This is a genomic window from Nocardiopsis sp. CNZ308 (genome assembly GCF_004217075.1).
In genome coordinates this window covers 3,936,154-3,954,126 of record NZ_SHKJ01000001.1, presented here as the reverse complement: position 1 = coordinate 3,954,126, position 17,973 = coordinate 3,936,154, and the positions used below count along the sequence as shown (strand labels likewise).

9 protein-coding genes are annotated in these 17,973 nt (G+C 75.0%); 6 read left to right on the top strand and 3 right to left on the bottom strand.

Going from position 1 to position 17,973, the window contains the following annotated elements; genetic code table 11:
* Window positions 1-447 precede the first annotated feature (447 nt).
* Window positions 448-3,666, top strand: coding sequence for a tetratricopeptide repeat protein (locus tag EV372_RS17150; protein ID WP_130396788.1), 3,219 nt, complete (start codon window positions 448-450; stop codon window positions 3,664-3,666).
* A 166-nt stretch (window positions 3,667-3,832) separates the two neighbouring features.
* On the opposite strand, the gene EV372_RS17145 is transcribed toward EV372_RS17150, so the two are convergent.
* On the bottom strand, window positions 3,833-4,498 hold the full coding sequence (locus EV372_RS17145) for a DUF6518 family protein (protein WP_130396787.1): 666 nt from the start codon (window positions 4,496-4,498) through the stop codon (window positions 3,833-3,835).
* A 192-nt stretch (window positions 4,499-4,690) separates the two neighbouring features.
* Window positions 4,691-5,428: an SDR family oxidoreductase gene (locus tag EV372_RS17140; RefSeq protein WP_130396786.1), complete on the bottom strand. Its 738-nt coding sequence runs from the start codon at window positions 5,426-5,428 to the stop codon at window positions 4,691-4,693.
* A gap of 112 nt (window positions 5,429-5,540) precedes the next feature.
* Between EV372_RS17140 and EV372_RS17135 the strand changes: the two genes are divergently transcribed.
* Together EV372_RS17135 and EV372_RS17130 are read left to right on the top strand one after the other, a co-directional pair.
* Window positions 5,541-6,290, top strand: coding sequence for a TetR/AcrR family transcriptional regulator (locus tag EV372_RS17135; RefSeq protein ID WP_130396785.1), 750 nt, complete (start codon window positions 5,541-5,543; stop codon window positions 6,288-6,290).
* Between the two features lie 347 nt (window positions 6,291-6,637).
* Window positions 6,638-8,014 carry a choice-of-anchor A family protein gene (locus EV372_RS17130; RefSeq protein WP_130396784.1) on the top strand — a complete coding sequence of 459 codons (1,377 nt, stop codon included), beginning with the start codon at window positions 6,638-6,640 and terminating at the stop codon, window positions 8,012-8,014.
* A 140-nt stretch (window positions 8,015-8,154) separates the two neighbouring features.
* On the opposite strand, the gene EV372_RS17125 is transcribed toward EV372_RS17130, so the two are convergent.
* Window positions 8,155-9,288: a hypothetical protein gene (locus EV372_RS17125; protein ID WP_130396783.1), complete on the bottom strand. Its 1,134-nt coding sequence runs from the start codon at window positions 9,286-9,288 to the stop codon at window positions 8,155-8,157.
* Between the two features lie 600 nt (window positions 9,289-9,888).
* On the opposite strand from EV372_RS17125, the gene EV372_RS17120 reads away from it, so the two are divergent.
* The 3 genes from EV372_RS17120 (at window position 9,889) to EV372_RS17110 (ending at window position 17,934) form a co-directional block, all read left to right on the top strand.
* Window positions 9,889-11,916 (top strand): SGNH hydrolase domain-containing protein, encoded by a 2,028-nt coding sequence (locus EV372_RS17120; protein WP_130396782.1) that lies wholly within the window; start codon window positions 9,889-9,891, stop codon window positions 11,914-11,916.
* Between the two features lie 466 nt (window positions 11,917-12,382).
* A complete protein-coding gene (locus EV372_RS17115; protein WP_130396781.1) occupies window positions 12,383-16,720 on the top strand; it encodes a SaeA-related protein in 4,338 nt (1,445 codons plus the stop codon).
* Complete coding sequence (locus EV372_RS17110) at window positions 16,714-17,934, top strand: TRAFAC clade GTPase domain-containing protein (protein WP_197044272.1); 1,221 nt, start codon at window positions 16,714-16,716, stop codon at window positions 17,932-17,934. The genes EV372_RS17115 and EV372_RS17110 overlap by 7 nt, the downstream gene beginning before the upstream one ends.
* The last annotated feature ends 39 nt before the right edge of the window (window positions 17,935-17,973 follow it).

Below are 17,973 nucleotides of genomic sequence, written 5' to 3'. Positions count from 1 at the left end.
CGGCCGTGTCGCGGACACCCCGACCGCCTGTCCGATTTATTGCCGTTTGTGAGTTATGCGTGCATGTTCGCCCCATGTACCCCCGGCCGCCCTCCCGAAACGGTCCTCCCTGCTCAGGGCACCTTCGAGCCCTCCCGGGCGGACACCCGCCCCGCCTCCGCCGCCCGCCCCGCTGACGTAACCGGCCACTGCCACGGCCCGGAGCGCGCACGCCTCCTCGGCGGCGTCCGGGCGCGCGCACCCGGACGCGACGGCGGCGGGTGCACTGCGCATGGCGCGAGGGCAACGGACGGGTGAACGCGGACGGGGGAGGCCCGTACCCGTCTGGACACCGGCCTCCGGACACCGCGAGGATCGGTCTCCTACCGGGCGGGAGGACCCGCGGGCCCGGCGCACACGGAGTTTCGGCGTCTTCTGGCCGGCGTCTTCGGGAAGGGCAGGAACAGCGTGGACGAGGGTTCCCGCAAGGAGGTCGTCACCGCGCCCCCGCGCGGGCGGCGCCCGATCCGGAGCGGGCTGGCCACGGGCCTGGTGATCTTCGTCGGCCTGGGCACGGCGCTCCAGGGGCTCCCGGACCTCGTCCCGGAGAACGGCGGCCTGCTGGTCGTGGTGCTCTCCCTCGTGGGCATGGGGGTGGCCGCCTCCGCGCAGGCGCTGCTCGACCGGCTCGACCAGTCCCAGCGGCCCGAGGAGAAGCCCGCGCTGCGCCGACGGCTGCCTCCGCCCGTCGACCACTTCACCGGCCACACCGCCCTCATGGACGAACTGCTGGAGGAGTTCGCCCGCTTCCCCCGCCGGGGCGCGCGCCGCCTGGTCGGCCGACCCGCGTGGAGGGCCGGGAGGCGCGACTCCCGAGGCCCGCTGGCCATCGCGATCACCGGTGAGGGAGGCACCGGCAAGAGCCAGCTCGCCGCGCAGGTCGTCGACAGGGTGGGTGACCGCTTCCCCGACGGCAAGCTGGAGTTCGAGCTCTACGGCAGCGCGGCGCACGAGGCCCCGCCCGAGACGCGTCCCTCCGCGCTCGGCCGGTCCGCTCCGGGACACCGCTCCCGCACGGGCGGGTCCGAGGGCGCCGACCCGATCGCCCCGGCGCGCCGCGAACCCCGTCGGCCCGAGGACGTCCTCGTCCAGATGATCACCGAGATCGGGGGCCGCCCGCCCGACGGGGCCTCCCTGGAGGAACTGGGCGTGCTGTGGCGGACCGCGACCGAGCAGCGCAGACTCCTGGTCGTCCTCGACAACGCCAAGGACTACGCCCAGGTGGAGCCGCTGCTGCCCGGCGGCCGGGGGTGCGCGGTCCTGGTCACCAGCCGCAACGACTTCCCCGACGCGGCGCAGCCCATGCTGCGCAGGCACCTGGACCCCCTTCCACACGAGGAGGGCATGGAACTCCTCGGCAGGCTGGTGCGCGACTCGCCCCGACCCCTGTCGGAGGCCGACCGCGCCGCGCTGCCCGGCCTCGTCTCCGCGTGCCACGGGTTCCCGCTGGCGATCTGCCTGGTGAGCACGCAGGTCACCCAGGAACGGGGGCCGGGCGCCGCCGACCTGATGCGCCACATGAGCGACCCGGCCCTGCGGCTGACCGTGCCCGGGCCGCAGGCCATCGCCCAGTCCCTCGCGTTCAGCCTCCAGCAGTGCGAGCCGCGGGAGCGGCTGCTGCTGAGCCGCCTGGCCGGAGCCGGGCTGACCACCTTCACCGCGTGGGCGGCCGCGGCCCTGCTGGACGTCTCCGAGGACGAGGCCAAACCGCTGCTGCTGCGGATGAGCCACCGGTACCTGGTGACGTACCTGTACGAGGCGGGAGGGTTCGACCGGTTCCAGCTGCACGACCACGTCCGCGAGACCCTGCTGACGGCGGGTCCCCGGATCCTGGGCGTACCGGAGGAGGAGCTGCCGGACTGGTCGCGCGAGGAGCTGAGGAACGCGGTGGAACGGCTGCTGCGCGCCTTCGACCGGATCGCGGAGGCGGCAGCGCGCCGGGCCGCGCCGCACGAGTGGAGCTTCGGCGCGTCCCTGCCCGGCGGCGACGCCGGGCGACACGGCGGGGGCGCCCCGGTCCCGATCGGACCGAGGGGCCCGGCCGACCCCATGGCGTGGCTGGAGACCGAACTGCGGGGCTTCGAGGTCTGCTTCCACTGGACGCAGCCGCGCGCGACCGCCGAGGACGGCCCGCCGCGCGGGCGGACCACCGAGCGGGAGCGGCGGCGCGAGCGGGCCATCGGGTACGGGTGGCGGCTGCGCCGGGCCTTCGCCGTGCTGTGCCGGACCGGGCGCACCCAGTGGGAGGCGGTGCGCGAGGCCACCCAGCAGGCGACCGCGCTGGCCCTGGAGATGGGCGAACCGCTCGCCTACGGGGTCGCCCTGCTCGACCGGGCCGAGGTGGCCAGCGGCCACGGCGACCACGACACCGGGTACGAGCGCGCCCTGACCGCGCTCTACATCCTGGAGCAGCTGGGGGCGGAAGCCGATCCGCGCTGGAAGGCGCGGGCGCACCGGGCGATCGGGGTGAACCTGTACCGCCGGGGCGACCTGGACGACGGCCGGGCCGAGATCGAGGAGGCCGTGCGGATCTTCTCCGAGTACGGTGACCGCTGGTGGCAGGTGCGCGCCCTGTGCAACCTGGCCGAGGTGGACCGCTTCCAGGGCTACCCGGAACGGGCCTACGAGGCGCTCACCCGCGCGCAGGACCTGCTCGTGGGCTCCCAGGACTCCCAGGAGCAGTGGGCCAGGGTCCGGTTGCAGAAGGGGGAGGTACTGCGGCTGCGCGGGTTCACGCTCAACGCCTGGTTCCTGTTGGAGGACGAGAGGGAACGGCTCTCCCGGGCGCCGAACGGGGACTGGTACCACGCCCGCTACCTGCGTTCACTGGGCCGGTTGCCGACCAACGAGCTCAACCGGGAGGCCTGGGAGTGCGAGCTGCTGCTCAGCCCCGCGCGGGAGCGCGACCGCCGCCGCCTGACCGCGCGCGACCCCGGGTGGCCGGGCAGGCAGCGGGCCAGGGTGGCCGGTCTGTTCGCCGACGGGGGGATGGAGTACGCCGAACGCTGCGCCGAGGTGCGGCCCGCGCGAGGGCTGCTGCGCCGACGGGAGAGGCCGCGCGACACCTGGCAGGTCGCGGACCAGATCGCGCGGCTGCGCGACGCCGAGCGGGCCTTCGTCGAGATCGGCGACGACTGGGGGCGCTGGCGCACGTGCCTGGTCCTGGGACAGGCCCGGATGGCCGTGGACCGGGAGCGGGGCAAGGAGGAGATGCTGCGGGCCGCCGAGGGCTTCCGGGAACTGGGGGACAAGTGGTGGCACGCCCGCGCGCACCGCTTGGCGGCGGAGTCGCTGCAACAGGCCGAGCGGCTGCCCGAGGCCGAGGAGCTGGCCAGGGTCGCGGTGGACGGCTACCGGGGCCTCCAGCACCGTTCGGGGCAGCTGCGGGCGATGAAGCTGCTGGCCGGGATCATGACCCGCCGCGACCTCCTGGAGGCCTGGCGCACGCTCAACGAGGCCGAGGGGCTCGCGGAACAGGGCGTCCGGCTCGGGACGGTGCCGGTGTCGCTGCTCCGGGAGATCCGGGACATGCTGCGCGTCATCGAGCACGGTTCGGACTCGGCCCCCGGCACCGACCCGGTACGCCATCCGGGGGGCCCGGGGTCGCGGACCGCGGAGCCGGGGTAGGGGCGCCGGGCGGGAGGCGCCCCCGCCGGACCAGCTGCCGGGCGGGCACCGTCCGGCCCGGGCGCGGGGCCGTCCGGGCGTGGAATGCGCGTGGAGGGCGTGGGGCTGCGGGGAAGACGCTGGGTCTGCGTGGAAGACGCGGGTTTTGCGTGGAAGCGCGGGGACGTCAGCCGGTGAACCACGGGATCAGTTCGCCGGAGTAGACCACGACGAAGGCCGTCGCCACCACGGCCGCGGTCCCCCCGGCGAGCGCGAGGGAGCGCGGGCGCGGGGCGGGGCACCGCCGGACCGCGGCCCACCCGAGGAACGCGGCGCCCACGGCGATGGAGCAGGACCAGTAGACCGGGGACGTGGTGTCCGCGATGTAGAGGAGGCCGTACGCCCCCTCGCCGACGAGCACTCCGCCCATGGCGCCCGCCGCCAGCGGGGCGAGGCGGGACCGCGTGCGCAGCGTGCTGCCGCCCCAGCCGAGGACCGGCCCCACCAGGGCGGCGGCGGCCAGCCAGAAGGCCGTCGCCCCCGAGGAGGCGGCGAATCCGCGCAGGACGGAGGCGATGTCGTAGCCGAGGACCATCGCCGCCAGCGACAGCGCGCCCGCGATCGCCGAGACCCAGGGGCGCGGTGAGAGCATGCCGAGAAGGAAGGCGACCAGGCTCCAGCTCCCGGCCGAGTTCGCCAGCGGGGCCAGGCCGTGGGGAAGCAGTCCCTGCGCGTAGGAGGTCAGGAACCCCGTGAGGAGCCCCGCGCCGACGGCAGCGCCCAGAGGGGTCAGCAGGGCGCTCGGGGAAGCGGGTGCGGGCGCGGTCGCGGGCTTCTCCGTGTCTGCGGCCATGGTCTCTTCCGTTCCGTCGTCGCGTGCTCGCCACACGCGGGGCTGCCTGTCCTCACCGGGGTTAACGCCGTGCTCCGCTCCCCCGGTTCGTCGTGAGGCGCCCCGTCCACCGCTGGGAGGTCCGCCACCGGGCGGCAACCGGCCCCGCTCCCCCGAAGGCTGCCCCGCCGGCCTCCGGACGCCTCGTCGGGCTCAGACCATGCCGCCGTTGGCGTAGAGGGTCTGGCCGTTGACCCAGCGGCCGGGCCCGGCGAGGAAGGAGACCACCTCGGCGATGTCCTCGGGGGCGCCGAGGCGCCCGAAGGGGTTCATCCCGGCCAGCCGCTCCACCTGCTCCTCGCTCTTGTCCGCCAGGAACAGGTCCGTGGCGGTGGGCCCGGGTGCGACGGCGTTCACCGTGACGTCCCGGCCCCGCAGCTCCTTGGCCAGTACCGGGCTGATCGCGTCCACGGCGCCCTTGGAGGCGGCGTAGGCCGCGTAGGTCGGCAGGGCGAGCTTGCCGACCGAGGTGGAGACGTTGATGATCGCTCCGCCCCGGCGGACCCTCCTGGCCGCCTGCTGGTTGACGACGAAGGTGCCCCGGACGTTGGTCCGGTGCATGCGGTCGAGGTCGGCCAGATCGAAGTCGGCCACGGTGTCCAGGAGCATGATCCCGGCGGAGTTGACCACGACGTCCACGCCACCGAACCGCTCCTCGACCGCGTCGAAGGCCGCGCGCACGGCGTCCTCGTCGGCGACGTCGGCCCGGAGCGCGACGGCGCCGCCGCCCGCGCCGGTGACCGCGGCGACGGCGGCCTCCGCCGCGGCGGTGTTGCCCGCGTACACGATCGCGACGTCCTGGCCGTCGGCGGCGAGGCGTTCGGCCATCGCCCGTCCGATACCGCGCGACCCGCCGGTCACCAGCGCCACACGCTGTTCGGTGCTGCTCATGATCGTCCTCCCGTCGGGGCGGCCTTGCGCCCATCCTTGATAACGCTGATAACGCTAGTACTTAATCGACGATAACACAAAGGCGCTATCAGAATCCCGTTATCATCGATACATGGCTTCTCGCAGCGACAACCGGCAGAAGGTCATCGAGGCCGCCGCAGACCTTCTCAGGAACCACGGGCGTACCGCGGTCACCACGCGAGCCGTCAGCACCGCGGCCGAGGTGCAGCCCCCGACGATCTACCGCCTGTTCGGTGACATGAACGGTCTGCTCAACGCCGTGGCCGCGGACGGTTTCACCCGCTACCTGGCGCGCAAGACGGCCCAGCCCGCCTCGTCCGACCCGGTGGAGGACCTGCGCAACGGCTGGGACCTGCACGTCGGGTTCGGTGTGGAGAACCCGGCCCACTACCTGCTGATGTACGGCGACCCCGCGCCGGGCGGAAGCGGTGAGACCACACGGGAGGCCCGGCGCATCCTGCTCACGCTGGTGCACCGGGTCGCGGAGGCCGGTCGGCTCGTCGTCGGTGTCGAACAGGCGGCGGACATGGTGCACGCCGCGGGCATGGGCGTCACCCTCAGCCTGATCAGGGCGGGCTCCGACCGGCCCGACCTGTCGCTGTCCGTCAGGACGCGCGAGGCGGTCCTCACGGCGATCACGTCCGCTCCCGGCGCCGACGGCGGCGTGGCGGCCGGTACCGGCCCCGGAGCCGACCGGGACCGCGAACCCGCGCGGCGGGCGATCGCCCTGCGCTCGGTCCTGGACCGGTCGCGGGCGGACTTCAGCGACGGCGAGCGCATCCTGCTGGGAGAACTCCTCACCCGCCTGGCCGACACCGACCCGAGGCCCCGCGGCCTCTGACCGGCCCGGTTCCCGTCAGCGACGGCGGCACCGCACAGGACACGGAAGCGGAACAACGGCGACGGCGTGGCAACCGGCGGCACGTGTCGCGCGTGGAATGAGGAGGACACCGTGCGAGCCATGCCCGGGAGCGCTCCCAACACGTTCCGTGGTCCCGGTCCGCGTTCCCGGCGCCCGCCCGGGGGCAGAGGGCACGACGGGGCCCGCGGTCGCGACGGCCGCGGTCGTCCCCGTCCGGCGCACCCCGGGGAAACGCTTCCCCGTCCTCCCGCGCCCCGCCCGTCCGCCCCCTTCCCACCAGTCCGCATTCCCCACCAGTACGAAGACTCCGGAACGGAACATCCGAGATGCCGAGAAGTCCCCAGACCCCCTCACTGCTCCTGAGAGGGGCCTGCGCCTCCACCTCCGCCCTCCTGGCCTTCGGGCTGCTGCCCGCCGCCCCCGCGCTGGCGGAGACCGCCGTCAACCCCGTGTCCGGCAACCAGGGCTTCCTCGTGGTCACCGAAGGCGACGCGGTCCTGGCGGGCAACGAGTCCGAGGGAGCCGTCGCGGTCGGCGGCGACCTCGTGTTCGGCGACTACAACGTGGCCGCCCACACAGCCGGTTCGCACACCGCCGAGGGGGACGAGCACCCCACCGCCCTCCTGGTGAACGGCCGGGTGGACTTCGGCGCCAGCGAGGGCGACCTCAAGGTGCTCCAGAGCGGGTACGTCAAGGTCGGCGCGGCCGCGGACGCCGACATCAGCACGACGGACCACAACGGCGCCCAGGTCAACACCGTGGTCGCCGGTCCCGAGGGCCGTGAGAGCACACCGAGGATCTCGCTCACCGTCCGCCAGCCGCGGGAGTCCGTCACCGGCGCGGCCCTCGACGTCGCGGGGCTGTTCCCCGCCTACCGCGAGCGCTCGGCCGGACTCGCCGCGTGCGAGGGCGGGGTGGTCCCACTGCGGACGGGCGAGGGCTCCGAGGCCCTGCCGCCCTTCGAGCAGGGCGCCAACGTCACCCTGCCGCTGGCCCAAGGCGCCCAGAACGTGTGGAACGTCGCCGCCGAGGACCTGGCCGCCCTGGAGGTCATCACCTTCGAGGACAAGCCCGGACCGGACGCGCCGCTCCTGGTCAACGTCGACACCTCGGGCGTGGGCGGACGTTTCGAGTGGCGCACCCCCAACATGGCCGGGATCGGGCTGGAGGAGGCCCGCTACGTCCTGTTCAACTTCGGGGACGCCGCCTCCGTCACCTTCACCCCCGACAGCCGGACCCTGGAGGGCACCGTCTTCGCCCCCGACGCGAAGGTGAGCTGGCTGTCGCCGAGCAACATCGAGGGCAACGTCGTCGCCGCCTCCTTCGAGCACGGCTCCCTGTCCGCGGGCGTCGTCGGCAACGGTGAGCTGCACAACGGCGACTTCTCTGCGGAGCTGACCCCGTGCGGGCCCGGCGGGGGCGAGACCCCCGGGGAGCCGGGAGAGCCCGAGCCGACCCCTGGCGGTGAGGAGCCCGAGGCCCCCGAGGAGGAGCGGCCGACCGAGGCTCCCGTCGCGGAGGAGACGCCCGGCGAGGAGCCCTCCGCGTCCCCCTCACCCGAGCAGGCGGCCGGGTCGGACGGCGGTCTGGCCGTGACCGGCGCGAGCCTGTGGGGGCTGGTCGGCGCGGCGGTGGTGGCGATCGGGGCCGGTGTGGCGGCCTTCGTGTTCACCAGGCGCAGGAAGTCCGGGTCCTCCGCCTGAGGGAGGTTCGCGGGAAAGGCGGCACGGGGCCGGTCGCCGGTCCGGTGACCGGGAGGTCGGCGGCGGTCGGGACCGGCCCCGTCACCGTCCGCCAGGGTTCCGCACGGGGGCTCCGATCCGGGTGATCGGGGCCCCGGCGTTCACCGGGGCTCCTCGGTGTCCGGCGCCTCCCGCCCGTCCGGCTCGGGGTACTCCTCCCGGATGCGCAGCGCCAGATCGTCGAAGCCGCCCCGCTCCAGGACGATCACCTGCTCATGGACGAACTTCGCGCGCTCCTCGGCGTCCTCGAAGGAGTCGGCCAGCCCGCGCAGGATGGCCACCTGCACGTCGCGTTCAGCCGACTCGGGGCCCTCCTCGGCGGGCCACCAGTAGCTCTCGTACCCCTCTTCGTCGACGTCGCTGCCCGGGCCCGGGGACGGGTCGGGCCCGTCGTCCCCGCCGAGGCCGAGCGGATCGTCCAGCGGGTCGGGACCGCCGAAGGCGTCGAGGCCCCCGTCCACGGCCGGCGCCGGGGGGACCTTCGGGCGCGGGGAGGGCGAGGCGGTCAGATGCGGGGGAGGCGCCTGGCCGACCCGGGAGGGCGGGAGCTCCTCCAACTCCTCCTCGGCGTCGCGGACGGCCTCGCGCAGCTCGCGGTCCTTGCGGAGGGCGGCCATGCGGCGCAGCCGTTCGGCGTCCTCCTCCGGCAGGCGCAGGCTCACCTCCTCCGCCCACACCACGACCCCGGCTCCGGTGACCGCCGTCTCCACCGCGAGCCGGGCGGCCAGCTCGCACTCGGCCGTCCCGTGGTCGCCGGGTCGGACGCCGCGGGCCAGCCCGGACGCGCGGGTGACCACCGCCAGGACGGCGGGGGCGACAGGGTTGCGCAGGCTCAGGTCCACGTGGCCCTCCCACCGCCAGTGGACCACGGCGGAGAAGACCAGGTCGTAGTCCCGCGCGGCGCTGGGCAGCGCGACCGGGCGGATCCGGGTGCCGCCGCGTTCACCGAAGGCGCGGAGCGTTCCGTCCTGTCCGCCGTGGGCCCGCGCGGAAGAGGCGTCGGCGGTCGCCTCGGCGGCGTCCGGAGCCGCCACGGCGGCCGAGGCGTCACCGGAGTGCGGGACGAGGGCGCCCAGCACCAGCACGACCGGGATCCACAGCAGGGTCCACAGACCGATCAGGGGGTACAGGACACAGGGCACCACGACCACGACCGTGGCGGCCGCCACGAGGTGCGCGCGGGTCAGGGGGGTGACGGGGGTGACGGTGTGCCTCCTCTCGCGGCGCGGTCGCACAGGCCGGATCCGCTCGGGCGAACGGGGCTCCGCGGCGCGGCACGGCCCTGGGCGGACCGGCGCGATCCCTTCCGGCGACATCCGACAGTCTGCCCCAGATCCGGAGCGGACGCGTCACGAACCGGTGCACACGCCTTCCGAGCACGTCACGTCCACCGGGCGGGCCCCGTGATCCGGGTCCCGAACCGTGCGTTCCCACCGATCCCCCGCGCCCCGTAAGCCCTGTGAGCCCCATGAGTCCCGCCCTTGTGAGCGTTCCCCGGTACCCCACCGGGAAGCGCCGCACCACCGGAGACCACGAGCCACGACACCCCGTGTGAGCCCCGCCCTCCCGAGCCACCTCCCGGCACGCCTACGAGGCGCTCACAGCGCCGGAGGCCACGGCCCCGCGAGCCCCCGGAAAACCACCGCCCCGCCGACGCGCCAGGCGAACACCCGACCAAGGGAACGTGTCCCCCGCACCCCTGTTGGACGAACACCTGCCACCGTGTCGGCTCCGGGGTCGCCTCGGGTCCTCGAAACGGCACAGAATGCGATCATCCCCCGCGACTCACCCCCCGGACCCACCCTCGTCGCCGAGCCCGCTCTCGGAGCCAGCCCATGTTCTCAGCACCCGCCCGGACCGGACGCCGTTTCCGGCCCGAGGTCCAGGGCCTGCGCGCCGTCGCCGTCCTCCTGGTCCTCGTCTACCACCTCAACCCCGCCCTGCTACCGGGCGGTTACGTCGGCGTCGACGTGTTCTTCGTGATCTCCGGCTTCCTCATCACGTCGCTGCTGTACCGCGAGGCCACCGAGCACGGCAAGGTGTCGATCGGCGGCTTCTACGTGCGCCGCATCCGGCGCCTCCTGCCCGCCGCGACGACCGTGCTCCTGGTCACCGGCGCGGTCGCGCTCTTCCTGCTGCCCGTCACCCGCCTGGTGGACACCGCCTGGCAGCTGGTGGCGTCGGCCGCCTACGTGGAGAACCTCTACCTGGCCCAGCAGGCGGTGGACTACCTGGCCGCGGACGACCCGCCCAGCCCCGTCCAGCACTTCTGGTCGCTGTCGGTGGAGGAGCAGTTCTACCTGGTGTGGCCGCTCCTGTTCGTGGTGTGGTCCCTGGCCCGGCGACGCTGGCGGGCCTCCGCCGGGACCCTCACCGTCCTGCTGGGCGCGGTGCTGGTGCTGTCCCTGGCCTGCTCGGTGCTGCTGACCTCGCGGGAGGCGGCCTCGGCGTACTTCCTGCCGACGACCCGCGCCTGGGAGCTGGCCGTCGGCGGCCTGCTCGCGATCGGACTGGCGCACGGCGGCCTGCCCCAGCGCTGGCGCGCGCCCCTGGGCTGGCTCGGCCTGGCCGCCATCGTCGGTTCCGCGGTGGCCTACGACGACGCCACGCCCTTCCCCGGCTGGGCGGCGGTCCTGCCGGTCCTGGGCAGCGCGGCGGTGATCGCCGCCGAGGACTCCCCCGTGAGGCTGTCGGCGTCCCGGCTGCTGGGCACCGCGCCCGCCCGGTGGATCGGCGACGTGTCGTACTCGCTGTACCTGTGGCACTGGCCGCTGATCGTCTTCTCGCTGGTGCTGCTCGGGCAGGAGAGCCTGGGCGCGGTGGAGACCCTGGCGGTCGCGGCCGCGTCCGTGCTGCTGGCGTGGGCGACCAAGGTGTGGGTGGAGGACCCCGTGCGCGACCGCGGCCTGGTCCGCCGCGGCCGCTCCGCCCTGGCCGTGGCCACGGCGGGCGTGGTGACGGTGGCCGCGGTGAGCGGCGCGGTGTACGTGCGGGCCGACCAGGAGCGGTCGGTGACCTTCGACCCGGCGGTGCACACCGGTCCCGCCGCCCTCGGCCAGACCGCCGACGCGGGGCCGCTCTACCCCTCCCCCGTCAACGCGGAGGACGACGTGCCCACGCTGTACGACGACGACTGCCAGGCCTCGCACTCCGAGACCGACCCCTCCGACCCGTGCGTGTACGGCCCCGAGGACGCCACCCGGGACGTGGCCGTGCTCGGGGACTCGCACAGCGCCCAGTGGGTCACCGCGCTGGAGGGGATGGCCGAGGAGCGGGGCTGGCGGCTGCACCTGTACACCAAGTCCTCGTGCGCCTTCACCGACACGGTGATGAAGGGCCCCGACGGCGGCCCGTACACGGCGTGCAGCGACTGGAACCGCGCGGTGATCGGCGAGCTGGAGGAGCTGCGGCCGGACCTGGTGTTCACCAGCTCCTCCACCGCGAGCGACCCGGCCGAGGAGACCACCCCGGAGGAGGACCTGGTCGTGGTGGCCGAGGGCATGGGCCGCCTGTGGGAGGAGGTGGCACGGGTCAGCGGCGAGGTCGTGGCGCTGCGCGACACCCCGCGCGCCCGCCGGGACGTGGTGGAGTGCGTGGCGGCCAACCTGGAGGACCCCTCACCGTGCGAGCGGTCCGAGCGGGACGCGCTCCAGGACGCCGACCCGCAGGAGATCGCGGCCCGCGAGTCCGGGGGCGACGTGCACTGGGTCGACCTCACCGACCGGTTCTGCGTGGACGGCGGGTGCCCGGCGGTGATCGGCAACGTGATGGTCTACCGCGACTCCGGGCACATCACCAGCACCTACATCGACCTGCTCACCGATGACCTGGCCGCGAGAATGGACGAGGCGCTGGAGTCCTGAGCGCGCCCCGCGCGGGCAGCGCGGGAAAAGCGCGAAGCGGCGCGGGATATCCCGCGATGGCGCCTTTCCCCGCATGAAACACCCCTTTTCTCATGAAAAGAGAAAAGGGGTGTTTTTCTTGGCTGATGTTGCAGTATGCGCAGTTCGAACCGGTTCTGCGCGCACGGAAAACACCCACGGACACGCGCGAAACCAAAAGGCCCGTGTTCTCCCCGTCAACGCCCGCATGAGGGGTATGCTCGTGACCCGAAACGGCCGCACAGGGAGAACACGGGAAATCCCCGGCCGTGAAAGGCGGAGCCGATGCAGGGACACGAAGCGACCGGGACCGGCGCGGCGGTAGCGATCACCGCCTCCGGCCCCAGAGGAGCCGCGTGAACTGACCGGCACCGCCTCCGGGGCCCGCCGCCCACCCCCCTCACCGGACCGTACGACCACGACCACACGAGGGGAGCGGGATCGCACGATGCCCTGGGACGCACAGGAACGCACACGCTACGAGGACGAGGTGCTGGTGGCCGCGCGCGCCCACGGGCTGCCCGCGGACCTGTTCACGCGCTACGGTGTCGAACCCCGCCTGGAGCTGCGGTTGTGCGCCGATCCGGCCGCGTTCACCGAGCACGTCAACGAGGTGTGCGCCCACTGGCGCGCGCTCCGGAGCAGCCGCCGCTCCCTGAGGGAGGTGCTGGACGACCTCATCGCCGAGCACGAGCGGCTGGAGGGCGAGGGCGCGCTCACGCACGCCCACTTCCGGCAGGTCCGCGCCGACGAGGCCCAACGGGTCCTGAGCGCGTGGTCCGAGATCGCCGGGGGTCTGACCACCTCCCTCCTGGACCGCGACACCCTCCGGTCGATGATCGCGCCGGTGGGCGTCACCGAGGCCGACGCCGAGCGCGTCCTGCTCGAACACGACGTGCGCGTCGTGGACCGGCTCCCCGAACTGGACGACGCCCCGTCCGAGGACACCCTGCGCGCCCTGCGCGGGCACCTGCGCGTCCGGGGCGTGCCCTTCTCCGCCATGGAGGTCTTCGGGGAGCAGCGCCTGGCCGAGGGGTTCACCGTGCTGGACGGCTTCCGGCTCCACGACGGCACCGCCCTGGACAAGGCCGCCCTCGACGAGGCGGTCCAGCGCGTACGGCTGGAACCGGAGTCCGAGGGCAGGGCGGCGGCCGAGAACGTGCTGGAGATCCTGCGCGCCGAGGGCGACCGGGCCGACGCCCTCGTGCTGGGGGAGATCGTCGGCGACCTGCGGGAGCGCCCGGAGGCCCTGAACGAGTCCGGGCTGGCCCGGCACTGGGTCGGCCGGGGGCTGGCCGAGGAGGAGGCGCTGCTGCTGTCCGCGGCCGTGCGGCGGTCCGCCTCCGGCGCCGACGCGCCCGCCCGGGCGGAGCGCGACGTGCACGACCTGCTCGCGGACAACCGGCTGCGCCAGGCGCAGGAGGCCGCCGAGGACCTGCCCGAGGACCACGACCTGCACGAGCGCCTGCGCGCGCGGATGCAGCAGGTGGAGGAGTTGACCGCGCAGGCGGAGCGGGCGCTGCGCGCGGGCGACCGGGAGGAGGCCGCCCGGGCCCTGGCCGCGGCGGCGGACGCCGCGGCCGACGACGAGGCGCTCGCCGCCCGGCTCGGCGAGGTGGCGACGCCGCCGCCGCGCGGTGTGGAGGCCCGGGTCGACGGCCGGAACGTGGTGGTCTCCTGGCAGCCCGGCCCCGCTCCGGATGAGTCGGTCACCTACCGGGTGACGCGGCGCACCGGGCGGGACGGGAGCGCCCGCGAGGCTCTGGTGGGCGAGTCGTCGGGAAACGAGGTCACCGACACCGGAGCACCCGTGGGAGCGGAGGCGCGCTACGCGGTGGTGGCGGTGCGCGACGGCCTCGGGGTGTCCGAGGAGGCGTCGTCCGCGCCGGTGATGATCGCGCCGGAGGTCTCCTCGCTGCGGGTGCGCGCCGGGGAGCGGTCGGTGTCCGGCTCCTGGCAGGCCCCGGCGGAGGCGGTGCGCGTGGAGGTGCTGCGCGGTGTGGGGGCGCCGCCGCGCGGCGCGGGCGACGGCGTGCGCGTGGAGACGGACGGGTCGGGGTTCTGCGACACCGACGTCGAGATGGACGTGGAGTACCACTACCGGATCCGCGCGGTCTACGTGACCTCGAACGGGCACGCGCGGGGGTCGGCGGGGCTCGTGCGCCGGGCCAGCCCGGGCCCGTGCCCGGAAGCGGTGCGGGACCTGTCCGTGGTGCCGGACGGCGGCGCGGACTTCCGGGCCTCGTGGACACGGCCCTCCCGGGGGAGGGTCGTGCTGCGGGTCGGGGAGGAGCCGCCCGAGTGGCCCCTGGGCACGGTGCTGGGCCCCGACGACCTGGAGTCCTACGGCCGTGAGGTGGCCCAGACCCCGGTGGCCGACGACGAGGGGTCCCCCGAGGGCAGGGGGACCGACAGGAGAAGCGGAACGGGTGTTCGCGCAGGCGCGGGCCGCGCCTCGGGGCCGCCCCCGGGGTCGGCGAACGGCCACGCGGACCCCGCGCGCGGGGGGACGCCCGGCGAGGAGAGGGAGGGCGTGCGCGTGCTCGGGCCCGGGGAGAGAAGCACGGGCCACACCCGCACCGCCCCCGTCCAGAACGCCCGCACCCCGCACGCGCCGCGCACCGGCGCCGCGGCGCCCGAGGAGGGCAGGGCCCGCCCCCGTGAGGGCGCGTTCCGCGACACGGGCCACCCGCGCACCACGCCTTTCGAAGAGACCGGGGCGCCCTCCCCTGAGGGGGAGTTCCACGCAACGGACCACCCGAGCACAGTGCCCTCCGAGGAGGGCGGGACCCGCTCCCCTGAGGGGGCGTTCCACGCAACGGACCACCCGAGCGCAGTGCCCTTCGAGGAGGACGGGCACGGGGAGGCCGAGGGCGTCCGCGTCCTGGGTCCGGGCGAGAGGGGCCCCGCCCGGAACCGGGGCGCCGACCACGGCACGGACGCCCGGCGCGGAGGCTTCGCGGACGAGGAGGGAGAGGGAGTCCGGATCCTGGCCCCCGGTGAGCGGACCTCGGGGCGGACCCGGACCGTTCCCGGCCAGGACACTCGCACCCCGCACGCGCCCTCCAGCGGTTCCGAGGCGCCCGGAGGCACTGCGGGGGACCGTGCTCCCGACCCCGCCGGGGGGCCCGGTGAGCGCATCCGCAGTGTCGGAAGGCACGCCAGGCTCTCCCCCGCCGCGGAGTCCCCGGCACCGGCGGCCGCCGGGGTGGGGGACGGTACCCTCGGCGCTCCCGCGCGCACCGGGGAGGACGCCCGCGACGGACGCGGGCGCTCCGTGAACGCCCAGGCGGCGCCCGCGGCCGACGGCGCCGACCTGCCGCGCGTGGTGCTGCCCTCCCCGCCCGCGGGCGGGGAGGGCGAGGGCGCCCGCGTGTTCGGCTCCGCGGGGCGGACCGGCGCCGACCTCCATGACGACGGGACCCGCACGGCGAACCCGCCGTCGCACCGCGCGGCCGCGGGCGACCGGCCGGGGGGCGGACCGGCGGTGCCCCAGCAGGGCGTCGCCCTCCACGACCGCGCCGAGGGCCGCGCCGCCGCGGGCCTGCTCACGGACGCGGCGTCCCACGGGGCCGGGCACGGCGGTACGGCCGCGCACTCCGGACCCGGGAGACCGGAGAGTCCGGGGGCTCCCGGCGACCGGGTGGCGGAAGGTCCGGACACGCCCGGCGGCACGCACGGAGGACATGCGAAGGCCGGGGCTCCCGAGGCAGTGGGGAACCGCGGGATGTCAGCGCCTCCCGACACCGCGGGGTCTCCTGACGCGGAAACGGTCACCAGCACACCGGGGAGCCTCGGAACAGGGACAACCGGAAACCCCGGGCCGGCGGCGACCACCGGCGTCACGCACAACGCCCCTGGAACGCCAGCGCCCACCGGTGTGCCGGGAACCCCCGGAACAGCCGGGAACCGCAGGTCAACCGCACACGCTGGTACTCAGGAGGTTCCCGGGACGCCAGCGGCCGGAGCGGCCCCGTGGAACCGCGGGTCGGCCGCCACGGCGGTACCCGGGAACCGCATGAGCGCGGCCGAGGAGCAGGGCGCGCACCAGGCACAGGCCCCTCGGGAGGAACGGGAGCGGGTGGCCTTCACCCTGGACTCGGGCACCAACCACGTCTTGGCGGTGACGGTGGCGGGCGACCAGGCGGTCGTGGGCGTCTCCGTGCGGGTGACCGCGGCCCCGCCCGTGGAGGGGCTGCGCGCGGAACGGTTCGACACCTCGGTCCGGCTCGGGTGGACCTGGCCCGAGGACGCCTGTGCGGCGATCATCTCCTGGCGCCCCGAGGAGCGCGGCACGGAGACCTGGACCGGCGGCCAGCTGCGCTGCACCCGCCGCCAGTACTCCTCCGACGGGGGCTTCGAGACGCTCATGGGCCCCGAGTCGGTGCGGGTGGACGTGCGCGCCGTCGTCCCCTTCGAGGGCGGGGAGGCGGTGAGCTCCGCGGCGACCGTCACCGTTCCCGGCCGGGCGGTGCTCGACTACCGCGTGGAGCCGGCGGGCCTGCTGCGCCGGGACCGGGTGGTGCACCTGGTCGCGGAGGAGGACTGCACCATGCCCGAGGTGGTCGTGGTGTACGCCGACGGCCCGGTCCAGCCGCACACCGCCGACCAGGGGACTGTGCTGGCGGTCCTGCCCGCCCAGTACCTGTCGGCGGGCGAGTGGGTCTCGGTGCGCGTACGGCCTCCGCGGGGCACCGGCCAGGGCTGGCTGATGTGCTTCCCGGCGGACGACGACGGGACGGGGGTGCGGCTGCGCCAGCCCCCGGTGAGGGAGTTGAGGTGCTGAGGAGCCTGGACGCCGTGCGCTCGCTGATCCCCGTCGAGGGCCGCCTCCTGGTGTGCCCCTACTGCTACTCGCGGTTCGCCGAGCGCCGCATCCGCTTCCGGTGCACGGGGCGCCCGGGACCGGACGGGCGGGTGTGCGCGCCGGTGGAGGACGCCGCGATCCGCGCCCAGCTGGGGCGGCGCGAACGGCTGCCGCCGGTCTTCGAGGCCGACGGGCGCAGCGCCCGGGCGGTGTGCCCGGAGTGCGCGTCGACCACCGGCAGACAGGTGTGCGCCACCTGCCACGCCCAGCTCCCCGTGAACTTCGGACGGATCCGCAGCCGGATGATCGCCCTGGTCGGGGCGCGCGACGCGGGCAAGACGGTGTTCATGACGGTGCTCATCCACGAGCTGATGAACCGCGTGGGCTCCCGGTTCGACGCGTCGGTGGGGGGTTCGGACGACCAGACCCGGCACCGGTTCCACGCCGACTACGAGACCCCGCTCTACGAGGAGGCGCGGCTGCTCGGCGCCACCCGGCGCACCGGGGTCACCCGCGAACCGCTGGTGTTCCGGTTCACCACCCAGCGCCGGGGGCTGGGCGGCAGGCGGCCGCAGCACACGCTGCTGTCGTTCTTCGACACCGCCGGGGAGGACCTGACCTCCGAGGCGAGCGTGGAGGCGAACCTGCGCTACCTCAACAGCGCCGACGGGATCATCCTCCTGCTGGACCCGCTCCGGATGGAGGGCACCCGGCAGCTGGCCGCCGCGGGCGGGCGACCGCCCGCCCCGGACAGGGCGAGGAGCCGACCGCTGGACATGCTGGGACGCGTCACCGACCTGCTGATGAGCCGCCCCGGGGCCGTCAACAGGCTGATCCAGGTGCCCATGGCGGTGTGCCTGACCAAGATCGACGCGCTGCACGGCGAGCTGGACGAGGGCTCACCGCTGCACCGGCCGCAGCCCACCGCGCCGTTCTTCGACGAGTCCGACAGCCAGGACGTGCACGCCCAGATCCAGCAGCTGCTGCACCGGTGGGACGGCGGCGGGGTGGACGGCCACGTGCGCAACCACTACCGCAACGCCCGCTACTTCGGGGTGTCGGCCCTGGGCGGCGTCCCCGACGCGGGCAACCGTGTGCGCGGCGGGGTGCGCCCCTACCGGGTCGCCGACCCGTTCCTGTGGATGCTCAGCGAGTTCGGGGTCATCCCCTCGCGCGAGGCGTCCTGGTCCTGAGCCCGGCCCGGCGGACCCGCCGGGCCGGGATGTCCGGGC